The sequence below is a fragment of the Xylanibacter ruminicola genome, from assembly GCF_900107775.1.
Lineage (GTDB): Bacteria > Bacteroidota > Bacteroidia > Bacteroidales > Bacteroidaceae > Prevotella > Prevotella ruminicola_C.
The window spans coordinates 870,131-888,353 of record NZ_FNRF01000001.1; the positions used below are offsets into that span (position 1 = coordinate 870,131).

At 50.3% G+C, this 18,223-nt stretch carries 13 protein-coding genes and 1 tRNA gene; 5 read left to right on the plus strand and 9 right to left on the minus strand.

The window, feature by feature from the left end:
- Window positions 1-9: 9 nt before the first annotated feature.
- From BLU97_RS03320 to BLU97_RS03345, 6 genes are all read right to left on the minus strand, one after another.
- Window positions 10-1,317, minus strand: coding sequence for an NCS2 family permease (locus tag BLU97_RS03320; RefSeq protein ID WP_033150691.1), 1,308 nt, complete (start codon window positions 1,315-1,317; stop codon window positions 10-12).
- A gap of 11 nt (window positions 1,318-1,328) precedes the next feature.
- A complete protein-coding gene (gene sufB / locus BLU97_RS03325) occupies window positions 1,329-2,777 on the minus strand; it encodes a Fe-S cluster assembly protein SufB (protein ID WP_028906565.1) in 1,449 nt (482 codons plus the stop codon).
- A 2-nt stretch (window positions 2,778-2,779) separates the two neighbouring features.
- Window positions 2,780-5,623 carry a translation initiation factor IF-2 gene (infB, locus tag BLU97_RS03330; RefSeq protein ID WP_074760236.1) on the minus strand — a complete coding sequence of 948 codons (2,844 nt, stop codon included), beginning with the start codon at window positions 5,621-5,623 and terminating at the stop codon, window positions 2,780-2,782.
- A 121-nt stretch (window positions 5,624-5,744) separates the two neighbouring features.
- Window positions 5,745-7,004 (minus strand): transcription termination factor NusA, encoded by a 1,260-nt coding sequence (nusA, locus tag BLU97_RS03335; protein WP_028906567.1) that lies wholly within the window; start codon window positions 7,002-7,004, stop codon window positions 5,745-5,747.
- A 54-nt stretch (window positions 7,005-7,058) separates the two neighbouring features.
- Window positions 7,059-7,526 carry a ribosome assembly cofactor RimP gene (gene rimP, locus BLU97_RS03340; protein WP_074760237.1) on the minus strand — a complete coding sequence of 156 codons (468 nt, stop codon included), beginning with the start codon at window positions 7,524-7,526 and terminating at the stop codon, window positions 7,059-7,061.
- 110 nt (window positions 7,527-7,636) lie between these two features.
- The gene (locus BLU97_RS03345) at window positions 7,637-9,397 is read right to left on the minus strand and encodes a S41 family peptidase (protein WP_081352860.1); all 1,761 of its coding nucleotides are present in this window, start codon (window positions 9,395-9,397) and stop codon (window positions 7,637-7,639) included.
- Window positions 9,398-9,568: 171 nt separating this feature from the next.
- Between BLU97_RS03345 and BLU97_RS03350 the strand changes: the two genes are divergently transcribed.
- A tRNA-Asn gene (locus BLU97_RS03350) sits at window positions 9,569-9,642 on the plus strand.
- A gap of 127 nt (window positions 9,643-9,769) precedes the next feature.
- On the plus strand, window positions 9,770-10,063 hold the full coding sequence (locus tag BLU97_RS03355) for a hypothetical protein (protein ID WP_074760239.1): 294 nt from the start codon (window positions 9,770-9,772) through the stop codon (window positions 10,061-10,063).
- Window positions 10,064-10,294: 231 nt separating this feature from the next.
- On the opposite strand, the gene BLU97_RS03360 is transcribed toward BLU97_RS03355, so the two are convergent.
- On the minus strand, window positions 10,295-11,674 hold the full coding sequence (locus BLU97_RS03360; RefSeq protein WP_139208732.1) for a fibronectin type III domain-containing protein: 1,380 nt from the start codon (window positions 11,672-11,674) through the stop codon (window positions 10,295-10,297).
- A gap of 381 nt (window positions 11,675-12,055) precedes the next feature.
- On the opposite strand from BLU97_RS03360, the gene gpmI reads away from it, so the two are divergent.
- Genes gpmI through BLU97_RS03375 form a run of 3 tightly spaced genes read left to right on the plus strand, consistent with a single transcriptional unit; the run spans window position 12,056 to window position 14,913 of the window.
- A complete protein-coding gene (gene gpmI, locus BLU97_RS03365; RefSeq protein ID WP_028906574.1) occupies window positions 12,056-13,576 on the plus strand; it encodes a 2,3-bisphosphoglycerate-independent phosphoglycerate mutase in 1,521 nt (506 codons plus the stop codon).
- A gap of 6 nt (window positions 13,577-13,582) precedes the next feature.
- A complete protein-coding gene (locus BLU97_RS03370) occupies window positions 13,583-14,248 on the plus strand; it encodes a uracil-DNA glycosylase (protein ID WP_074760240.1) in 666 nt (221 codons plus the stop codon).
- Between the two features lie 32 nt (window positions 14,249-14,280).
- Entirely contained in the window at window positions 14,281-14,913 is a 633-nt protein-coding gene (locus BLU97_RS03375) for a DUF3109 family protein (RefSeq protein ID WP_013065356.1), read from the plus strand.
- Here BLU97_RS03375 and BLU97_RS03380 read toward each other — a convergent pair.
- Together BLU97_RS03380 and BLU97_RS03385 are read right to left on the minus strand one after the other, a co-directional pair.
- A complete protein-coding gene (locus BLU97_RS03380; protein ID WP_074760241.1) occupies window positions 14,908-15,795 on the minus strand; it encodes an AraC family transcriptional regulator in 888 nt (295 codons plus the stop codon). The genes BLU97_RS03375 and BLU97_RS03380 overlap by 6 nt on opposite strands.
- A complete protein-coding gene (locus tag BLU97_RS03385; protein WP_074760242.1) occupies window positions 15,789-18,164 on the minus strand; it encodes a glycosyl hydrolase family 95 catalytic domain-containing protein in 2,376 nt (791 codons plus the stop codon). The genes BLU97_RS03380 and BLU97_RS03385 overlap by 7 nt, the downstream gene beginning before the upstream one ends.
- Between the last annotated feature and the right edge of the window lie 59 nt (window positions 18,165-18,223).

An 18,223-nucleotide genomic window follows, 5' to 3' on the forward strand; every position in this document is an offset into this window, starting at 1 on the left:
ATTTTACAATTAAAGGAATGCGTAGCGCATGATAAACAGAGCGGCCAGCAGGATAGTGGCCCAGTTAATGTTGTTACGCTCGTCCTTATCTTTGAGTGTGCCCGACAGCAGATGGATGAGTACATACGAGATAACACCCATCAGGATACCATCAGAGATACTGTAAGTAAGTGGCATCATCACAATACATACAAAGCAAGGGATGGCTGTAACGTAATCGCTGAAGTCAACCTTGCGGATGTCGTGCATCATCATCACACCAACCAGAATCAGCGCGGCGGCTGTGGCCTGTGCTGGGATGGCCAGGAACAGGGGCGCAAAGAGCAATGCTACTGCAAAGCAGATGGCGGTAGTAAAGCTGGTAAGACCAGAGCGGCCACCTACGTTTACACCCGAGGCACTCTCAACATAAGTAGTTACTGTTGAAGTACCCAGCATAGCACCAACAGTGGTACCGATGGCATCGGCCATAAAGGCCTGGTTCAGGTTCTTCACGTTACCGTTATCATCAACCATGCCGGCACGGTTTGATACACCAATCAGGGTACCGATGGTGTCGAACATATCGATAAACAGGAAGGTGAGTACCACTACCACCATATCTACGGTCAGGATGTTGTGCCACTCAAACTGCCAGAAGATGGGGCTGATTGATGGTGGAACCGACATCACACCTGTGTAGTTGGTAACACCCAGAGGGATACCTACGATGGTGGTTATCAGAATACCGATAAGCAGCGAGCCTGTAACCTTGCGTACCAGCAGGGCGGCAGTAAGCAGAATGCCGAAGATAGCCAGCAGCACAGCAGGATCGTGCAGGTTTCCTAAGGTGATGAATGTAGATTCTGATGAGGCTACGATACCAGCGCCCTTCAGACCTACAAAAGCGATAAACAATCCGATACCTGGACTGATGGCTCGGCGCAATACCAGTGGTATGGCGTTAACAATGTGTTTGCGCAGGCCTGTAACCGTGAGTAGGATGAAAATCAATCCCTCGATCAACACAGCCGTAAGTGCAAACTGCCAGGTGTAGCCCATGGTAAGCACTACGGTGAACGCAAAGAACGCATTCAGACCCATTCCAGGTGCCAAGGCAAATGGCAATTTGGCATAGATGGCCATAACCAACGTACCTACAACAGCTGCGATACATGTGGTGGTAAACACTGCCCCTGCATCCATACCGGTTGCCGAGAGGATGCTTGGGTTTACGGCTAAGATGTAAGCCATTGTTAAGAAGGTGGTAATACCACCAATAACCTCCTTGCGCAAAGTCATTGTGGAGGCATCAAATCCAAATAATTTCTGAAGCATATCGTTTTTATTTATCCAACAGTTCCTTCTAATGATACTGATAATAGTTTCTGTGCCTCAACGGCAAACTCCATAGGCAACTTCTGCAGCACCTCCTTGGCATAACCGTTCACAATCAGTCCAACGGCCTGCTCGGTGGGGATACCGCGCTGGTTGCAATAGAAGAGCTGGTCTTCCGAAATCTTCGAGGTGGTAGCCTCGTGCTCAAACACAGCTGTATCGTTGTGTACATCCATATAGGGGAAGGTATGTGCGCCACAATCCGAACCTAACAGCAGCGAGTCGCAGCTTGAGTAGTTACGGGCATTGTCGGCAGTTGATGCTGCACGCACCAGTCCGCGATACGAGTTCTGTGAGTGACCAGCCGAGATACCCTTCGAGATGATGGTACTCTTGGTGTTCTTACCAATGTGTATCATCTTGGTACCTGTATCGGCCTCCTGATAGTTGTTGGTAACAGCTACCGAGTAGAACTCTGCCACAGAGTTATCGCCGCGCAGAATGCACGATGGGTACTTCCAGGTGATGGCACTACCCGTTTCAACCTGCGTCCACGACAACTTCGAGTCAACGCCACGCAGATCGCCACGCTTGGTTACCAGGTTCAGCACACCGCCCTTACCGTTCTCGTCGCCAGGATACCAGTTCTGAACAGTAGAGTATTTCACCTCGGCACGGTTCATCACGATAATCTCAACGATGGCGGCATGCAACTGGTTCTCGTCGCGCATAGGGGCTGTACATCCCTCCAGATACGATACGTAGGCATCGTCGTCGGCAATAATCAGTGTACGCTCAAACTGACCTGTGTTACGGGCATTGATGCGGAAGTAAGAGCTGAGCTCCATGGGGCATCTTACACCCTTGGGGATATAAACAAACGAACCATCGCTGAACACAGCCGAGTTGAGTGCTGCAAAGAAATTATCTTTGTAAGGCACTACTGTTCCCAGGTACTGACGCACCAGGTCGCCGTGCTCCTTGATGGCCTCGCCAATCGAGCAGAAGATAACACCCTTTTCGCGCAGCTTCTCCTTAAAGGTGGTCTTTACCGATACGCTATCCATGATAGCATCAACGGCTGTGTTACCACTCAGGGCCAGGCGCTCTTCAAGGGGGATACCTAACTTATCAAAGGTTTTCTCCAGCTCTGGGTCGATCTTGCCATCGCCTTCGGGCTTCTTAGCCAGTGGGTCGGCATAGTAGCTAATGGCCTGATAGTCAATCTCCGGCACATGCACATGGCCCCACTTAGGTTCCTGCTGCTCCTTCCAGTAGCGGAACGCCTTCAGGCGGAACTCAAGCATCCACTCGGGCTCCCCTTTCTTAGCAGAGATGAGCCGAACGATATCCTCGTTCAGCCCTTTCTCGATTATTTCAGTATGTACGTCGGTAGTGAAACCAAATTCGTATTTTTGTTCAGCTACCTGACGTACAAATTCATTCTTATTATCTGACATTATTACAGTTTCTGTTCTACCTCAATCTCTGTGAAGGTCTCGATGATATCACCTACCTGGATATCGTTGAAGTTAACCAGTGAGATACCACACTCCAGTCCGCTTGCCACCTCCTTGGCATCGTCCTTGTAACGCTTCAGGGCGTCGATAGGAGCGGTGTGGATCACGATACCATCGCGGATAACACGGGCCTTGTCCTTGTTGTGTACCTTACCGCTGGTAACCAATCCACCGGCAACAGTACCAACCTTCGAGATTTTGAATACCTGCTTAACCTCGATCTCACCGGCCAGAATCTCCTTCTTAACCTTATCAAGCATTCCCTGCATGGTCTGCTTCACATCGTCGATAGCATCGTAGATGATAGAGTAGGTATTGATTTCTACACCCTCGCGGTCGGCAGCCTTACGGGCATCGGCCGAAGGACGTACCTGGAATCCGATGATGATAGCCTCTGAAGCCGAAGCCAGCATGACATCGTTCTCCGAAATCTGACCCACAGCCTTGTTGATTACGTTTACCTGAACCTTCTCGGTAGAGAGCTTGATGAACGAATCAGAGAGGGCCTCGATACTACCGTCGGTATCACCTTTAACGATGATGTTCAACTCGTGGAACTCACCCAGAGCGATACGGTGCGACAGCTCATCCAATCCAAGCTTGGTGGTGGTACGTAGGCTCTGCTCGCGCTGCAGCTGGATACGCTTGTTGGCAATCTCGCGGGCCTCCTGCTCACTCTCCATCACGTGGAATGAGTCACCGGCAGTAGGCGCACCGTTCAAACCAAGAATGATAGCTGGCTCGGCAGGACCGGCCTTTTCAATGCGCTGGTTACGCTCATTGAACATTGCCTTTACCTTACCCCAGGCAGTACCTGCAATCACTACATCGCCTACCTTCAGTGTACCGTTTGATACCAGTACGGTTGAAACGTAGCCACGACCCTTGTCGAGCGAACTCTCGATAATGCTACCAGTGGCCTTACGGTTAGGATTAGCCTTCAGGTCGAGCATCTCGGCCTCGAGCAGTACCTTCTCCAGCAGCTCGTCGACGCCGATACCCTTCTTGGCGCTGATCTCCTGGCACTGGTACTTACCGCCCCATTCCTCAACCAGCAGGTTCATGTTGGCCAGGTCCTCACGAATCTTATCGGGGTTAGCACCTGGTTTATCAATCTTGTTGATAGCGAATACCATTGGTACGTTGGCAGCCTGTGCGTGGGCGATGGCCTCCTTGGTGGTAGGCATCACTGAGTCGTCGGCTGCTACGATGATGATGGCGATATCGGTAACCTGAGCACCACGTGCACGCATGGCGGTAAATGCCTCGTGTCCTGGGGTATCCAGGAAAGTAATCTGTCGGCCATCCTTCAGTTTCACGTTGTAAGCACCGATGTGCTGGGTAATACCACCGGCCTCACCGGCAATCACGTTGGTGTTGCGGATATGGTCGAGCAGCGATGTCTTACCGTGGTCAACGTGTCCCATCACTGTTACGATTGGAGCGCGGCTGATCAGATCGTTCTCATCGTCCTCCTCCTCAGTAATGGCGTTCTGTACTTCGGCTGATACATACTCGGTGGTGAATCCGAACTCCTCGGCTACGATGTTGATGGTCTCAGCATCCAGACGCTGGTTGATAGATACCATGATACCGATGCTCATACAGGTACCGATAACCTGGTTCACACCTACGTTCATCATGGTGGCCAGCTCTGATACGGTTACAAACTCGGTAAGCTTCAGAATCTTGCTCTGTGCTGCCTCGGCTGCCATCTCCTCGTTCATGCGCTCTGCTACGGCATCACGCTTCTCACGACGGTATTTGGCACCCTTCTTATTCTGGTTCTTCGAGGTGAGGCGGGCCAGTGTTTCCTTAACCTGGCGTGCTACTGCCTCGTCGTCAACCTCCAGTGGCTTCTGGATGGGGCGGTTCTTCTTGTTCTTCTTGCCGCCACCGTTGTTTCCATCCTGGAAGTTCTGGTTGCCACCCTTGTTCTTCTTATTGTTGTTCTGGTTGCCGCCATTACGGTTGTCCTGACTGGCTGCAGCCTCGATGTCAACACGCTCCTTGCCGCCGTGAATGCGCTCGCGCTTCTTCTTCTCGCCGTGCATCTGGGCCTGCTTCTCCTCGCGCTCCTTGCGGCGCTCCTCCTTCGACTTCTTCTTGGGACGAGTGCTCTGGTTCAGCGAGTCGAGGTCGATCTTACCTACCACGTTAAAGTTTGGAGCCATCTTCTTCTCGCTCTTCAGCGTAAAGATGCTCTTCTGCTCGTTAGTGGCAGGCTTCTCCTCCTGCTTGGGTTCAGCTTTTACCTCGGGTTTTGGCTCTGGCTTAACCTCGGCTTTGGGCTCTGGTTTTGGCTCTGGCTTCACTTCGGGCTTTGGCTCGGGTTTTACTTCGGCTTTCACCTCGGGCTTTGGCTCAGGCTTAACCTCAGGTTTTGGCTCTGGCTTTGGCTCGGGTTTGGGCTCGGCCTTAGGCTCAGCGGGTGCTGCTGCCTGTGGCTTTTCCTCCTGATGCCTGGCGGGTTTGCCCACGCTGCTCAGGTCAATCTTTCCTAATGGAGTGAAAGTCTGCTTGATTTCATCCTTTACCTCAACGGTTTCAGATTTAAAGTCGGGTTTAGCTTTCTTCTCCTTCTTGGGGAATATCATAGCGGCCTGGTTCTTCACATCCTTGTCGCCCTTAAACTCCTTAACCAGCGCGTTGTACTGCTCGTCGCTAATCTTGGTGTTCATGGTGGCGTCGTTGATCTCGCCCAGGTTCTTCTTCTTCAGATAGTCAACGGCTGTCTGAAGTCCGATATTCAATTCTGTTAATACTTTATTTAATCTTACACCCATCTAATTCGAAAATTATAAAATTTAATAATTTAAAAATGTAACAATTAAAATGCTCAATGTAATTAATGCAATATCAGCGTTGCCAATTTTTACATTTTTACATTTTATCATTTTTAAATTGTTATTCAAACTCCGCGCGGAGTACATCCAGCAGCTGGTCGACGGTCTCTTCCTCCAGGTCGGCCTTCTCAATCAGCATCTCACGTGGGGCATTGAGCACAGCCTTAGCAGTATCCAGTCCGATAGCCTTGATGGCATCGATAACCCACTGGTCGATCTCGTCAGAGAACTCATCCAGGTAGATATCCTCATCGGCCTCGCCCTCGTTAAGTACGCGGAATACGTCGATGGTGTACTCGGTAAGCATAGAGGCCAGCTTGATGTTCATACCGCCACGACCGATGGCCAGCGACACCTCCTCGGGTTGCAGATAAACCTCGGCTTTGTGGTTCTCCTGATCCAGGTTGATGCTCGAAATCTTAGCTGGGCTAAGTGCGCGCTGGATAAACAGCTGGGTGTTAGCCGAGTAGTTGATTACGTCGATATTCTCGTTGCACAGCTCGCGAACGATACCGTGCACACGACTACCCTTAACACCTACGCAGGCTCCTACTGGATCGATACGGTCGTCGTAGCTCTCAACAGCCACCTTGGCACGGTCGCCAGGGATACGGGCCACGCGCTTGATGGTAATCAGTCCGTCCTGAATCTCAGGAACCTCAGCCTCGAGCAAACGCTCCAGGAATACAGGGCTTGTACGAGAGAGGATGATACGTGGGTTGTTGTTCTCGTTCTGTACCTCCTTTACAACGGCACGTACGGTCTCGCCCTTGTGGTAGTTGTCGCCAGGAATCTGCTCCTGCTTTGGCAAGTGAAGCTCGTTACCCTCGTCGTCAATCAGCAGTACCTCGCGCTTCCAAATCTGGTAAACCTCACCGCTAACTACCTGGTGAACCTTATCCTTATACTTCTGGTAGAGTGAGTCGTGCTCGAGCTCCAGAATCTTCGAAGCCAGAGTCTGACGCAGGTTCAGAATGGCACGGCGACCAAACTTAGCGAACTGTACCTCCTCTGATACTTCCTCGCCAACCTCGTAGTCGGGCTCAATCTTCTGAGCCTCGCTCAGCTCAATCTCCTTGTTCTCATCCATCACCTCGCCGTCGGGTACAACCACGCGGTTACGGTGAATCTCAAAGTCGCCCTTGTCGGGGTTTACGATCACGTCAAAATTCTCGTCCGAACCAAAAATCTTAGCGATAACGTTACGGAAGCTTTCCTCCAGTACGCTCACCAGTGTGGTACGATCGATGTTCTTGGTTTCCTTGAATTCCTGGAAGGTCTCAATCATTGAGGGGCCCTTCTCTTCTTTTTTTACTGCCATTCTTATATTGTTTTTTTAATTTTTACATTATTACATTTTTGCATTCTCTGCATTTTACTTAAAGGCCAGCACGTACTTGGCGTACTTAATCTCGTCCATCTGGTAGGTCTTATCTACATCTACCAGCACGGGGCGCTTCTTGCCTTCAATCTTCTGCTTTTCCTGTACGGTAATGGTAAAGCTTGGGGCATCTACTGCTTTCAGCACGCCCTGCACTTTCTTACCATCGGCCTGCAGCACCTCGAGGGTGTCGCCAATGTGGTTCATGTATTGCTGGGCTACCTTGAAAGGCTGACCTAAGCCGGCGCTGCCCACTTCCAGTTCGTATTCTCCGAGTTCCTCGCCCAGGCGCTCCTGCAGGAATCGGCTCAATGCTGCACAATCCTCGATCCATACACCATCTGCATGGTCAATCTCAATCACGATGCGGTCATCAGCCGCAAAGTTCACGTCTACCAGGAAGTACTCGTTGCCTTGCAACCACTCTTCCGTTAATGTCTGAATAATCTCTTTATTTATCATCTATCAGTTATTAAAATGTGAAATGAGAGACTCTTTCGAGCCTCTCATTCCGCTGAACGGGTGCAAAATTACGAATAATTCTGCAATCCTCCAAATTTTTCCTCACTTTTTTATGCTAAATCACTAAAAATCATCCGTTTAGGGGCCTTTTTGGTGATATTTACGGGCGATTTCTTCTGCAACTGTATCAGCTGGGCTGTCTGCTTAGGCTTCTTGGGCTGCAGTATTTTCTTGTACTCCTCCTGGTTCTTCAGCAGGCGTATGGCCTCTTTCACCTGCTTGTCGTAGGCCAGGGCAGCCTCGATGGTGCCGCGCTGGTAGTAGTAGGCGGCAATGATATCAGTCTCCAGCACCTGTCGCAGCACCTTCTCGTGCTTATCCAGGTCGGTAGCCACGTTGTGGTTCAGCTGCTTCTCCAGCTCGTCGAAAGTTTGCTTGGCATCATCGTAGTAGCCCTCAAACTTGGCTGTCTTCACCAGTTCGGATAGCTGCTTCTTGCTCACGGGGTCATACGTAAAACCACTCTTTATTACGCGGGCCTTAAACTCCTGCCAGTCGGCATCGCTGATGTGGAACTCGGTAGCAGGTGCTATCTGTGGGTGCTTGGCAATGTAATCCACCACGTAGTCGAACATCACCTCGGTTGAGTCCTGTCCGCTGGCGCTCAGGTAGAAGGCTATGTTAGGTATGGTGTCGCCCTTCAGCTCTACATCGGGCATAATACCACCGCCATCGCGCACCTCGCGACCGTTGCGGGTGTAGAACACCTTGGTGAGCGAGTCGGGTATATGCTCCTGATAGCCCATGCCGCGCTTGTAGTTGTAAGCCTGGATGCAGCGTCCGCTGGGAATGTAGTATTTCGAGGTGGTTACCTTCATGTTGGTATTGTAAGGCAGGTCGATAGGTATCTGTACCAATCCCTTACCATACGTACGCGTACCTAATATAATGGCGCGATCCAAATCCTGCAGGGCTCCGCTGGTAATCTCGCTGGCCGAAGCCGTCTCGCCGTTCACTAGTACTACCATGGGCATTACGGTGTCAACGGGCTCTACGTGGGTTTCGTAAGCCTTGCTGGCCTGGCGCAGTTTGCCTCGGTTCTCAACCACCTTTAAGCCTTTTGCCAGCCAGATGTTCAGAATGTCTACAGCCTCCTGCTCCGATCCGCCACCATTGCCGCGCAGGTCGAATATCAGCGATGTGGCTCCCTGTTTCTTCAAATCCACAAATGCGCGACGCACCTCCTTGGCGCATCCCTCGGTAAACTGGTTCAGCACAATGTAGCCCACGCCGTCCTTCACGCCGTAGTAGGGTAGTTCGGGAAGTTTAATGTTGCGTCGTGTAATCTTAAAGTTCATCAGCTTGCCGGTGCAGGGGCGCATGGCCTTCAGCACAAAGGTGGTGCCAGGCTCGCCACGCAGATGACTGCTCACGTAGCCCACCTCTTTCGATATCATCGTCGAGTCGTCGATGCTCAGTATGATGTCGCCCTTCTTCAGTCCGGCCTCGGCGGCAGGCATATTTTCGTAAGGCTCGTCTATCACCACGCGGTCAAGTTTCTGGTGTTTGCGCACCACGGCGCCTATACCCGCATACTTACCCGTAAGCATCTGTCGCAGGTTCTTGGTTTCGTCCTGTGCGTAGTATTCGGTATAGGGGTCAAGACTTCGCAACATGGCGTTAATGGCTGTGCCCACCGTTTCCTTGGGGTTCAGCGTATCCACATACAGCAGGTCCAGATTCTTATATACGTGGTTCAGTATATCCAGCTGCTTAGCCACTTCAAAGTTATGGTCGCTGGTTTTCTGGGCCATTGTGGCGGTGGTGGATAGGGCCATCGCGCAAAGAGCTATCATTAATCGTTTCTTCATCATCCTATATAATTAATGTTTATGGCTGCAAAATTACAAGATTTACGGCGAAAAACGTGCATTTTTGTCTGAAAAATGAAAAAAATTAAGGTTTATAGTCATTTTTTTCCAAAAAAGTTTGGTAGTTTCAAAAAATCCTCGTACTTTTGCACCCGCTTAACAGCAATACCTGCTTCAGTAGCTCAGTTGGTTAGAGCACCTGACTGTTAATCAGGGGGTCGTTGGTTCAAGCCCATCCTGAAGCGCATAAGTCCCAATCGCAAGGTTGGGACTTTTTTTTGTGATTTAACAAAAAAATAACGTTCGGTTAACCCTTTTTGCCATCGAAAGTAGTTATCTTTGCACCGTCAATCAATAAATAAGAGATATAAAATGATGAAAGCAACGGATAAACAATCGATTATTATTGCATGCGTATTCCTTAGTGTGCCATTCCTCAATATGCTTAATAACCTCCAGTTTATGGGGTGGGGCTATATGGTAGGCAGCGCATTCTATGTAGCATTGTTGTTCACTATGGCAGTTGTCTTAATTAAGTATGCCACATCCAACGAGCAGATGCATTTTTCGACCGCATTGCTAAAGTGCGCCAGTAAATATTGGGCTTTCGCTTTTTCCTTCATGATGCTGCTACTGGTGTTTATCAAATATGTTATTATGAATTAGAAGCGAGAGGACCGGCATTCGTTGTGAATGTCGGTCCTCTTGTATCCTGCTCGATGTCAGCGATCAGTCGAGAGAAGACTTTGACGAGCTGCTGTTAGAGTATTCGCCCAGGGGCGGCTATTGGCTCCACTTTGCCGTAAAATCAAAGGGGAATCGACGAAAAGTAAGGCTTATACAGGCGTAAAATAGTAACCGCCGATGTATCTCGAAAAAGATGCGTCGGCGGCTTTTTTATTCTGGTAATGTGGTAAAACTCTTAACTGGCGATTTAAACCAATCGGCGTAACCGAATCGCAGGGTGCAGAGGCCCGAGAAGCTGTAATAGTAGGTGGTGTTGGGCTGCAGATTTTTAAGCGTAAGCACAAACTGGTTGCCTACTCTGGGGGCCGTAGTCAGGTTTATCAGGTTGTTTTTATCCTTACCGTAGTACACTGATGCCCACTGCTCGCTGTCAAAACCCTCGGCATCCATGACGCAGGTGATGGTGGCCGAAGTAGAGGTGATATCGGTGGGCTCGCCTGGCAGGATATGATTGGCGGGATCATCGGTTTTAAATACATGTTTCTCGCTCTCGGCTACCGTATAACCATTCTTGACGGCCCCAATCCAGCACTCGTAGCTGCGACCATAGGTGATGGCATCGAGCACTACCGACAGCTTATTGCCGTCCTTCTTCATTTCTTCATTCAGTACCCAGCTGTCGCCAACCCCTTGGTAAAACAGCTTGTACTCCAGTCCTGTCTCTATAAGATGCGTGGTGCCCGTCAACTCGGCGTAAATAAACTTGGCATCGATGTTGTCGATGGTCATCAGCCCGTCGCGATTGCCTGTGGTGAAACTCTTTACGGGACCCAGCTTACAAGCAAGCTGATCGCCGCAAAGCACGCTAGCGCAATAATAATACGTGGTGTTGGATTTCAGCTTGTCGAGAACAAGTTTCTGGCTGGAAACGCCTGCAGAAGCTTGTGCAAACAGCAATAAACCATTCTCAAAATCATCGTTGTTCAGCATGGTTTGTTTGTTGTCGAGCAGGTCTTTTTCAGTAGAATACAGCACGCCGTACATGACATTGTCGTATTGTGATGGTAAGGCTGATGTGTTGCTGAATTTAACGTCAACGTTTGCCTTGTCGTAGCTTACACCACTAACCTCTTCGGCACTTAATATCAACTCCATGGGCAGTGTAACGAAAGGCTGTGTTTCACCATAAAGGCGTTCGGCGCCAAACTCTAAAAATGTACGTGCGTAATACTGGGTGCCAGGAATAAGTCCAAAGGCAGTGGCTGCAAAGTGACTACCCTGCAAATCGTCGACATAGCCCGACAGGCTGTTGTTGGCCTCGAAGCGTGGTGATGTTGAAAGCTCAACACCAAACTGCATGGGCATGCCGTTGGCATACGCCTGGGGCAGGTTGTCGGGATAATACTCGCCCGAAAGCGTGGCATAGGTCATACCGATGATTTCAACCGGGTTGGTAACGATATACTTGCCATCATGCTTCGGGCCATTGTCATCGCCCGAGCATGATACAGCCGTAAATCCATACATCAACACTGCGATAAGCCAAACACGACTCATCAGAACTGAAATAGTTTTTGTTGCAAAATTCATTGTTTTTGTTAATCTCTTTAATTCAAGTAATTCAATTGGCTGCAAAGATATAACAATATTTCGAATCAGCAAAACAAAAACGCTATTTCTTCAACTTTTTATCCAGATTTCTCTCTGGCAAATGGTTGTGCTGCCATCTGGGTGCAGCAAACGGCCGCAAACAGGGCGACTAGCAAAACTTTTGTTCTCATATATACAAAAAGAAAAATTGTTAACTTGATGTTGCAAAGATAATTGTTTTTGGCGAACCGAACGTATTGATATACAGAGTTTTTTGTTTTTTTATCAATAAACATGGATGCGTAATGCGGCTATGATAGTTTTTTTTCGTAACTTTGCACGCGATTTTAAGAACGTACGTTTAAAAATAGGTATAAGATTATGGCAAAGAAAGCATTATTGATGATTCTCGATGGATGGGGAATCGGTAAGCATGGTAAGGGTGATGTGATTTTCAACACTCCAACTCCTTACCTCGATCTGTTAACAGCTACTTCGGCTCACTCTCAGCTCCAGGCATCTGGTGAAGATGTAGGTTTGCCCGACGGACAGATGGGTAACTCAGAGGTGGGTCACCTGAACATCGGTGCCGGACGCATCGTATATCAGGACCTGGTAAAGATTAACCGCGCCTGCAAGGACGGTTCTATCATGGAGAATCCACAGGTTAAGGCTGCTTACACCTACGCCAAGGAGAACAACAAGAAGCTGCACCTGATGGGACTGACCTCTGACGGTGGTGTACACTCTTCACTCGACCACCTGTTCAAGCTCATCGAGATTGGTAAGGCTTACGGTCTGAAGAACCAGACTTTCGTACACTGCTTCATGGATGGTCGTGATACCGACCCCAAGAGCGGTAAGGGCTTTATCGAGCAGATTAGCAAGGTATGTGCCGATAACGATGCTGCCATCGCATCAATCGTAGGTCGTTTCTACGCTATGGACCGCGATAAGCGCTGGGAGCGTGTAAAAGAGGGTTACGACCTGATTGTGAAGGGTACTGGTAAGCAGAGCACCGATATGGTTGCTGCTATGCAGGAGAGCTACGACGAGGGCGTTACCGACGAGTTCGTAAAGCCTATTCACAATGCTGCTGTTAACGGTTGCATCGAAGAGGGGGATGTAGTAATCTTCATCAACTTCCGTAACGACCGTGCTAAGGAGATGACTATCGCACTGACTCAGGAGGATATGCCAGAGCAGGGCATGAAGACTATCCCTGGCCTGCAGTACTACTGCATGACTCCATACGACGCTAACTTCAAGGGTGTGAACATCCTGTTCCCCAAGGAGAACGTTGAGAACACACTGGGCGAGTACCTGAGCAAGCAGGGCAAGAAGCAGCTGCACACTGCCGAGACCGAGAAGTATGCTCACGTAACATTCTTCTTCAACGGTGGTCGCGAGCAGCCATACGAGGGCGAGGATCGTATCCTGGTTCCAAGTCCAAAGGTTGCTACCTACGACCTGAAGCCTGAGATGAGCGCCTTCGAGGTAAAGGATAAGCTGGTGGCTGCTATCAACGAGGCTAAGTACGACTTTATCGTAGTTAACTTCGCTAACGGCGACATGGTAGGTCACACTGGTATCTACAACGCTATTGCCAAGGCTGTTTGGGCTGTTGACAACTGCGTGAAGGATGTAATCGAGGCAGCTAAGGCTAACGATTACGAGGCTATCATCATTGCCGACCACGGTAATGCCGATAACGCTATCAACGCCGATGGTACTCCAAATACCGCTCACTCACTGAACCCCGTTCCTTTCATCTATGTAACCAACAACAACTCGGCTACAGTTAAGGACGGACGTCTGGCCGACGTGGCTCCTTCAATCCTGCACATCATGGGTCTGGAGCAGCCTGCCGACATGACTGGTGAGAACCTTATTTGCGATTAATAAATAATGGATGTTCAGATAGAACAAAGCTGGAAACAGCATTTACTTGGTGAGTTCGACAAAGACTACTTTGTTGGGCTCACCAATTCTGTTCGTGCAGAGTATCAGCAATACACGTGCTATCCCCCAGGCAAACTGATATTCAATGCCTTTAACCTGTGTCCGTTCGACAAGGTGAAAGTGGTGATTATCGGTCAGGACCCCTATCACGAGCCAGGACAGGCACACGGACTGAGTTTCTCGGTTCAGGACGGTATCCAGTTTCCGCCCTCGCTGCAGAATATCTTCAAGGAGATTCAGACCGACCTTGGTACGCCAATCCCCACATCGGGCAATCTTACCCGTTGGGCCGAGCAGGGCGTGCTGCTGCTGAATGCTTCGCTTACCGTTCGTGCCCATCAGGCCAACAGTCACTCGTCGCTGGGATGGCAGAAGTTTACCGATGCCGCTATACTGGCGTTGGCCAAGAACCGCCAGCACCTGGTGTATATGCTGTGGGGCGGCTATGCCCGCTCGAAGGCGTATATGATTGACAAGCAGAACAACCTGGTGCTTGAGAGCGTACACCCATCGCCACTGAGTGCTAATCGTGGCGGCTGGTTCGGTCAGCACCAATTCTCGCGCTGTAATGCTTACTTAGAGCAGAACGGCCAGGCTCCCATCCAGTGGTAAATATCTCTTAATTCTAAAATATCAATTCTAAATTGAATACAATTCCCCCAATTATACAAGTAGGTGATGTGTTGCTCTCGTCGGAGATACTGACGGAGAAGTTTTGTTGCGACCTGAGCGTTTGCAAGGGCGAGTGCTGTGTTGAAGGCGATGCAGGCGCCCCTGTAACGATGGACGAGATAGCTGCCATCGAAGAATGCGTGGATGACGTGTGGGACGACCTCTCGGCATCGGCCCAGGCTGTTATCGACAAGCAGGGCGTGGCCTACACCGATCAGGAGGGCGACCTGGTAACCAGTATTGTTGGTGGAAAAGATTGTGTGTTTACCTATTACGGCGACATTGAGGACTGGAACACCCACTTGCCCATTAAGAACTGTTGCCTATGTGCATTAGAAAAGGCTTACAGAGCAGGGCGTACCCACTTCTGCAAGCCTATTAGCTGTGCTTTGTATCCTATCCGCGAAAAGCAGCTTGGCGGCGGTTTGACGGGCCTGAACTACAACCGCTGGAGCGTTTGTAAGATGGCCATCGCCAAGGGTATTCAGGAGAATCTGTATCTGTATCAGTTCCTGCGCGATCCGCTGATCCGACGCTTCGGCGAGGCTTGGTATCAGGAGTTGCTTGATACCGTGAGCGAACTGAAGGAGCAGGGCTACCTATGATTTGCGATAGGCCGAGGGCGTCATGCCCACGTGTTCCTTAAAGTACTTGCCCAGAAAACTCTGATTGGGGAAGTTCAACTCTTCGGTTATCTCCTTGATGGATTTGGTGCTGTTCTTTAGCAGCACGCGTAACTCCATGGTTACATAACTCTCGATCCATTCTACGGCTGTGCGACCGCTGATGCGCTTAACGGCTGTAGAAAGATATTTGGGGGTGATGTTGAGCTGCTGGGCATACCAGCTGACGCGGCGTTCGCGTTTGCAGTTTTCCTCAACCATCTTCAGGAATCGTGTAAACACCTTCTCAGAACGCAGCAGCGACTCGTCGAAATTCTTCACTCTGTAAATCACATTACCCACATCGTAGAACATGGCCAGCATGAGCGTGCGAATCAGGTCCTTACGGAAGTGGTTGTGGTTGTCGCTGATTTTCTGTTTGATAAACTGGAAGTATTCTGTGAACGTAGCGATCTCATCGGCCTCGAGTTTCATCACAGGCTGCATGCGGGCAAACACAAACAGCGAGCTTACATCGTGTACGCTCTTGATGATCTCGTGGAAGAAATCCACACTCATCATGATGCAAAGTCCCTCCATATCCGCTGAGGGCTGATAGCCATCAATCACGTGGCGTTCGCTAGCCACAAGCATCTCACCGGCATGTACCACCAGTTCTTCGGTATCCATGCGATAGCTGATCTGACCTTTGGTGCAAAGGCCAATCAGAATGAAGTTCATCTTTCTGGGCTCGCTGGGCATAGGGGCCTTGTTAATCTGGTCGGACAACAGCAGGTCGTCGTCGAGACAAACCGATCCTTCCCAGTTTTTTGCCTTTTTAAACTCAGTGTCCTGTATCAGTATTTGCTTTTTAGCTTTTACCATGTTTTAATGTTTTGTGTCTCGCCAGCCTTCAGTTTTACCTTCTTCTGCTGACCGTTATATTTAAGCGTAAGTGTACCTGCTTTCTTGGCCTTGATGCTGCAACCGCGCACCTTGCCATTTTTCCACTCGAAGCTTACCTCGTAGCCACCACGAGCGCACAGGCCGCTGATGGCGCCATCCTGCCACTGCTCAGGGCATGCAGGCAGTAACTCGATGGTGGCCTGACCATTAGTCAGAGTAGATTGCATCAGCATCTCGCACACACCGGCTGTTCCGCCAAAATTACCGTCAATCTGGAAGGGTGGGTGCGCATCAAACAGGTTGGGGTAGGTACCGCCGCCCTTGTGCCAGGCCTTCCAATCCTCCTTACGCACACCGCGTGGGGCAATAGGTGTAAGCAGCTTCTGGTAGATGTGATAAGCCTGCTTGGCGTTGTGCAATCGGGCCCACAGGTTAATACGCCAGCCTGTGCTCCAGCCGGTGGTCTTGTCGCCCTTAATCTCCAGCGAGCGCTCGGCAGCCTTCTGCAGAGTAGCATCAGTAAGATGATTGCCTGGGTAGAGACCGATGAGGTGGCTCTGATGGCGATGCTGGAAATCCCAGTCGTCCCAGTCGTAGTACCACTCGTTCAGGTCGCCCATGTGGCCGATAGTGTAGGGGTGCAGCTTAGCCAAGGCCTGCTCCATCTCTTTGTTTTTCAGTCCGAGCACCTTGCCTGCAGCAATGGTGTTGATGAACAGCTCGCGGATAATGGCCAGATCGGCTGTACCGCCGTAGCAGGTAGTGCCGTGATAGCCCTTGTCGGTCTTATACTCGTTTTCGGGCGATGTGCTGGGGGCAGTAATCAGCTCGCCTGGCTGCTTGGGGTTGTCGATGAGCCAACGCAAGCAGAACTGGGCAGCACCCTTCATCAGCGGATAGGCCACATTCTTCAGGTAAGCCTTATCCTGTGTAAACTGGTAGTGCTCCCACAGGGTGTTTACCAACCAGGCACCACCCAGGTTCCAGTTACTCCACTCCGGACTCTCGTTCTTCTCGCCCACAGGGTTGGTCATCGCCCAGATGTCGCTGTTATGACTCGAGCACCAGCCCTCGTGAATGTTATAGTAGTTCTTGGCGGTGAACTTACCGTTGGCAGCCAGTCCGGCAATAAAACCGTCAAGTGGCTCGGCCATCTCGGCCATGTTAGCCACAAAGGCAGGCCAGTAGTTCTCCTCCAAGTTGATGTTTACCGTATAGTTGCCACGCCAGGGCGACCACAGCTGGGGTGCCCACAAGCCCTGCAGGTTGGCAGGCACGTTCTTGGTGCGCGAGGCTGAGATAAGCAGATAGCGGCCGAACTGGAAGTAAAGCTCCTCCAGATAAGGTGTCTGGTCGTTGCCGTTTGTATAGTCCAGCAGCATCTCGTCGGTCATACGGCGATCCTTGGCACCTGGCAGGTCCTTAGGATTACGTCCGCCCTTGTTCAGACATATTTTTACGCGGTTGTAGATAGTCTTATAGTCGGCCAGGTGGCGGGCATAGAACTCGTCGAACGTCATGTTCTGTGTGTGCCACAGGTCGTTGGTTACAGCCTCCAGGTAGTTGGCACCCTCGCGTACAGGGTGCTTGTCGAACCCGTTAAAGCTGGTTTCGTTTACAATATAGATGATAGCCTCTTTGGCTTTGGTGATGGTGAGCGATGAGTCGCTGGCAGCCATCTCGCCATCGGTCTTTACGCTCAGGATGGTACAGAAATGTGTGCTCTCCTGAGGGTCGCCAGTGGCATGGCCCGTCATGGTAAGCTGACCTAAGCCGCTCTTTACCTGGTGGGGCACTTGGGCTGTAAGGGCTATCTGGCAGTTGATGTCGCCACGCAATCGGATAGCTATCAGCTTATCAGGATTTGAGGCAAAGTACTCGCGGGTGATGCTGCGGCCGTCGCGTTCGTAACTGTCACGAACAATCGCCGAGTCGATATTCAGCGTGCGGCGGTAGTGCTTAATCTCGCCCAGACCTAAGTCCTTGATATGCAGTGTGCCCAGGGGCTGGTAGTGCTGCGAGTTAGGACCCTGCACGTGCAGCTGTAGCGAGTCGGCCAGCGCATAGTTCTCGTTAAACAGCGCCTTGCGAATCTCAGGTATCCACTTGTGGGCATCGGCATCCAGGTTGCGATCCACGGGTTTACCTGTCCACAGCGTAATGTCGTTCAGATAAATCACGTTGTCGTCGGTGCCGCCATAAATCAGGGCACCCATCCTACCGTTACCAATAGGTAGCGATTCTTCGAAAAATGTAGCTGGTTTGTTGTACTCCAATACCATTGGAGCCTGCTGCTGTGCCGTAGCAGTTAGGCACGTCATAGTTAGTAAAAGCAGGTAATTCTTCATTTTTTTTTGTTTTTATCGGTTTCTGCTTGCAAAGATACAAAAATATTTGTATATTTGCG

Excerpts from the sequence above, each read along its gene's own strand:
- BLU97_RS03320 (WP_033150691.1), bottom strand. The coding sequence starts at position 1,317 with ATGCTTCAGAAATTATTTGGATTTGATGCCTCCACAATGACTTTGCGC.
- sufB (WP_028906565.1), bottom strand. The coding sequence starts at position 2,777 with ATGTCAGATAATAAGAATGAATTTGTACGTCAGGTAGCTGAACAAAAA.
- infB (WP_074760236.1), bottom strand. The coding sequence starts at position 5,623 with ATGGGTGTAAGATTAAATAAAGTATTAACAGAATTGAATATCGGACTT.
- nusA (WP_028906567.1), bottom strand. The coding sequence starts at position 7,004 with ATGGCAGTAAAAAAAGAAGAGAAGGGCCCCTCAATGATTGAGACCTTC.
- rimP (WP_074760237.1), bottom strand. The coding sequence starts at position 7,526 with ATGATAAATAAAGAGATTATTCAGACATTAACGGAAGAGTGGTTGCAA.
- BLU97_RS03345 (WP_081352860.1), bottom strand. The coding sequence starts at position 9,397 with ATGAAGAAACGATTAATGATAGCTCTTTGCGCGATGGCCCTATCCACC.
- BLU97_RS03355 (WP_074760239.1), top strand. The coding sequence starts at position 9,770 with ATGATGAAAGCAACGGATAAACAATCGATTATTATTGCATGCGTATTC.
- BLU97_RS03360 (WP_139208732.1), bottom strand. The coding sequence starts at position 11,674 with ATGAATTTTGCAACAAAAACTATTTCAGTTCTGATGAGTCGTGTTTGG.
- gpmI (WP_028906574.1), top strand. The coding sequence starts at position 12,056 with ATGGCAAAGAAAGCATTATTGATGATTCTCGATGGATGGGGAATCGGT.
- BLU97_RS03370 (WP_074760240.1), top strand. The coding sequence starts at position 13,583 with ATGGATGTTCAGATAGAACAAAGCTGGAAACAGCATTTACTTGGTGAG.
- BLU97_RS03380 (WP_074760241.1), bottom strand. The coding sequence starts at position 15,795 with ATGGTAAAAGCTAAAAAGCAAATACTGATACAGGACACTGAGTTTAAA.
- BLU97_RS03385 (WP_074760242.1), bottom strand. The coding sequence starts at position 18,164 with ATGAAGAATTACCTGCTTTTACTAACTATGACGTGCCTAACTGCTACG.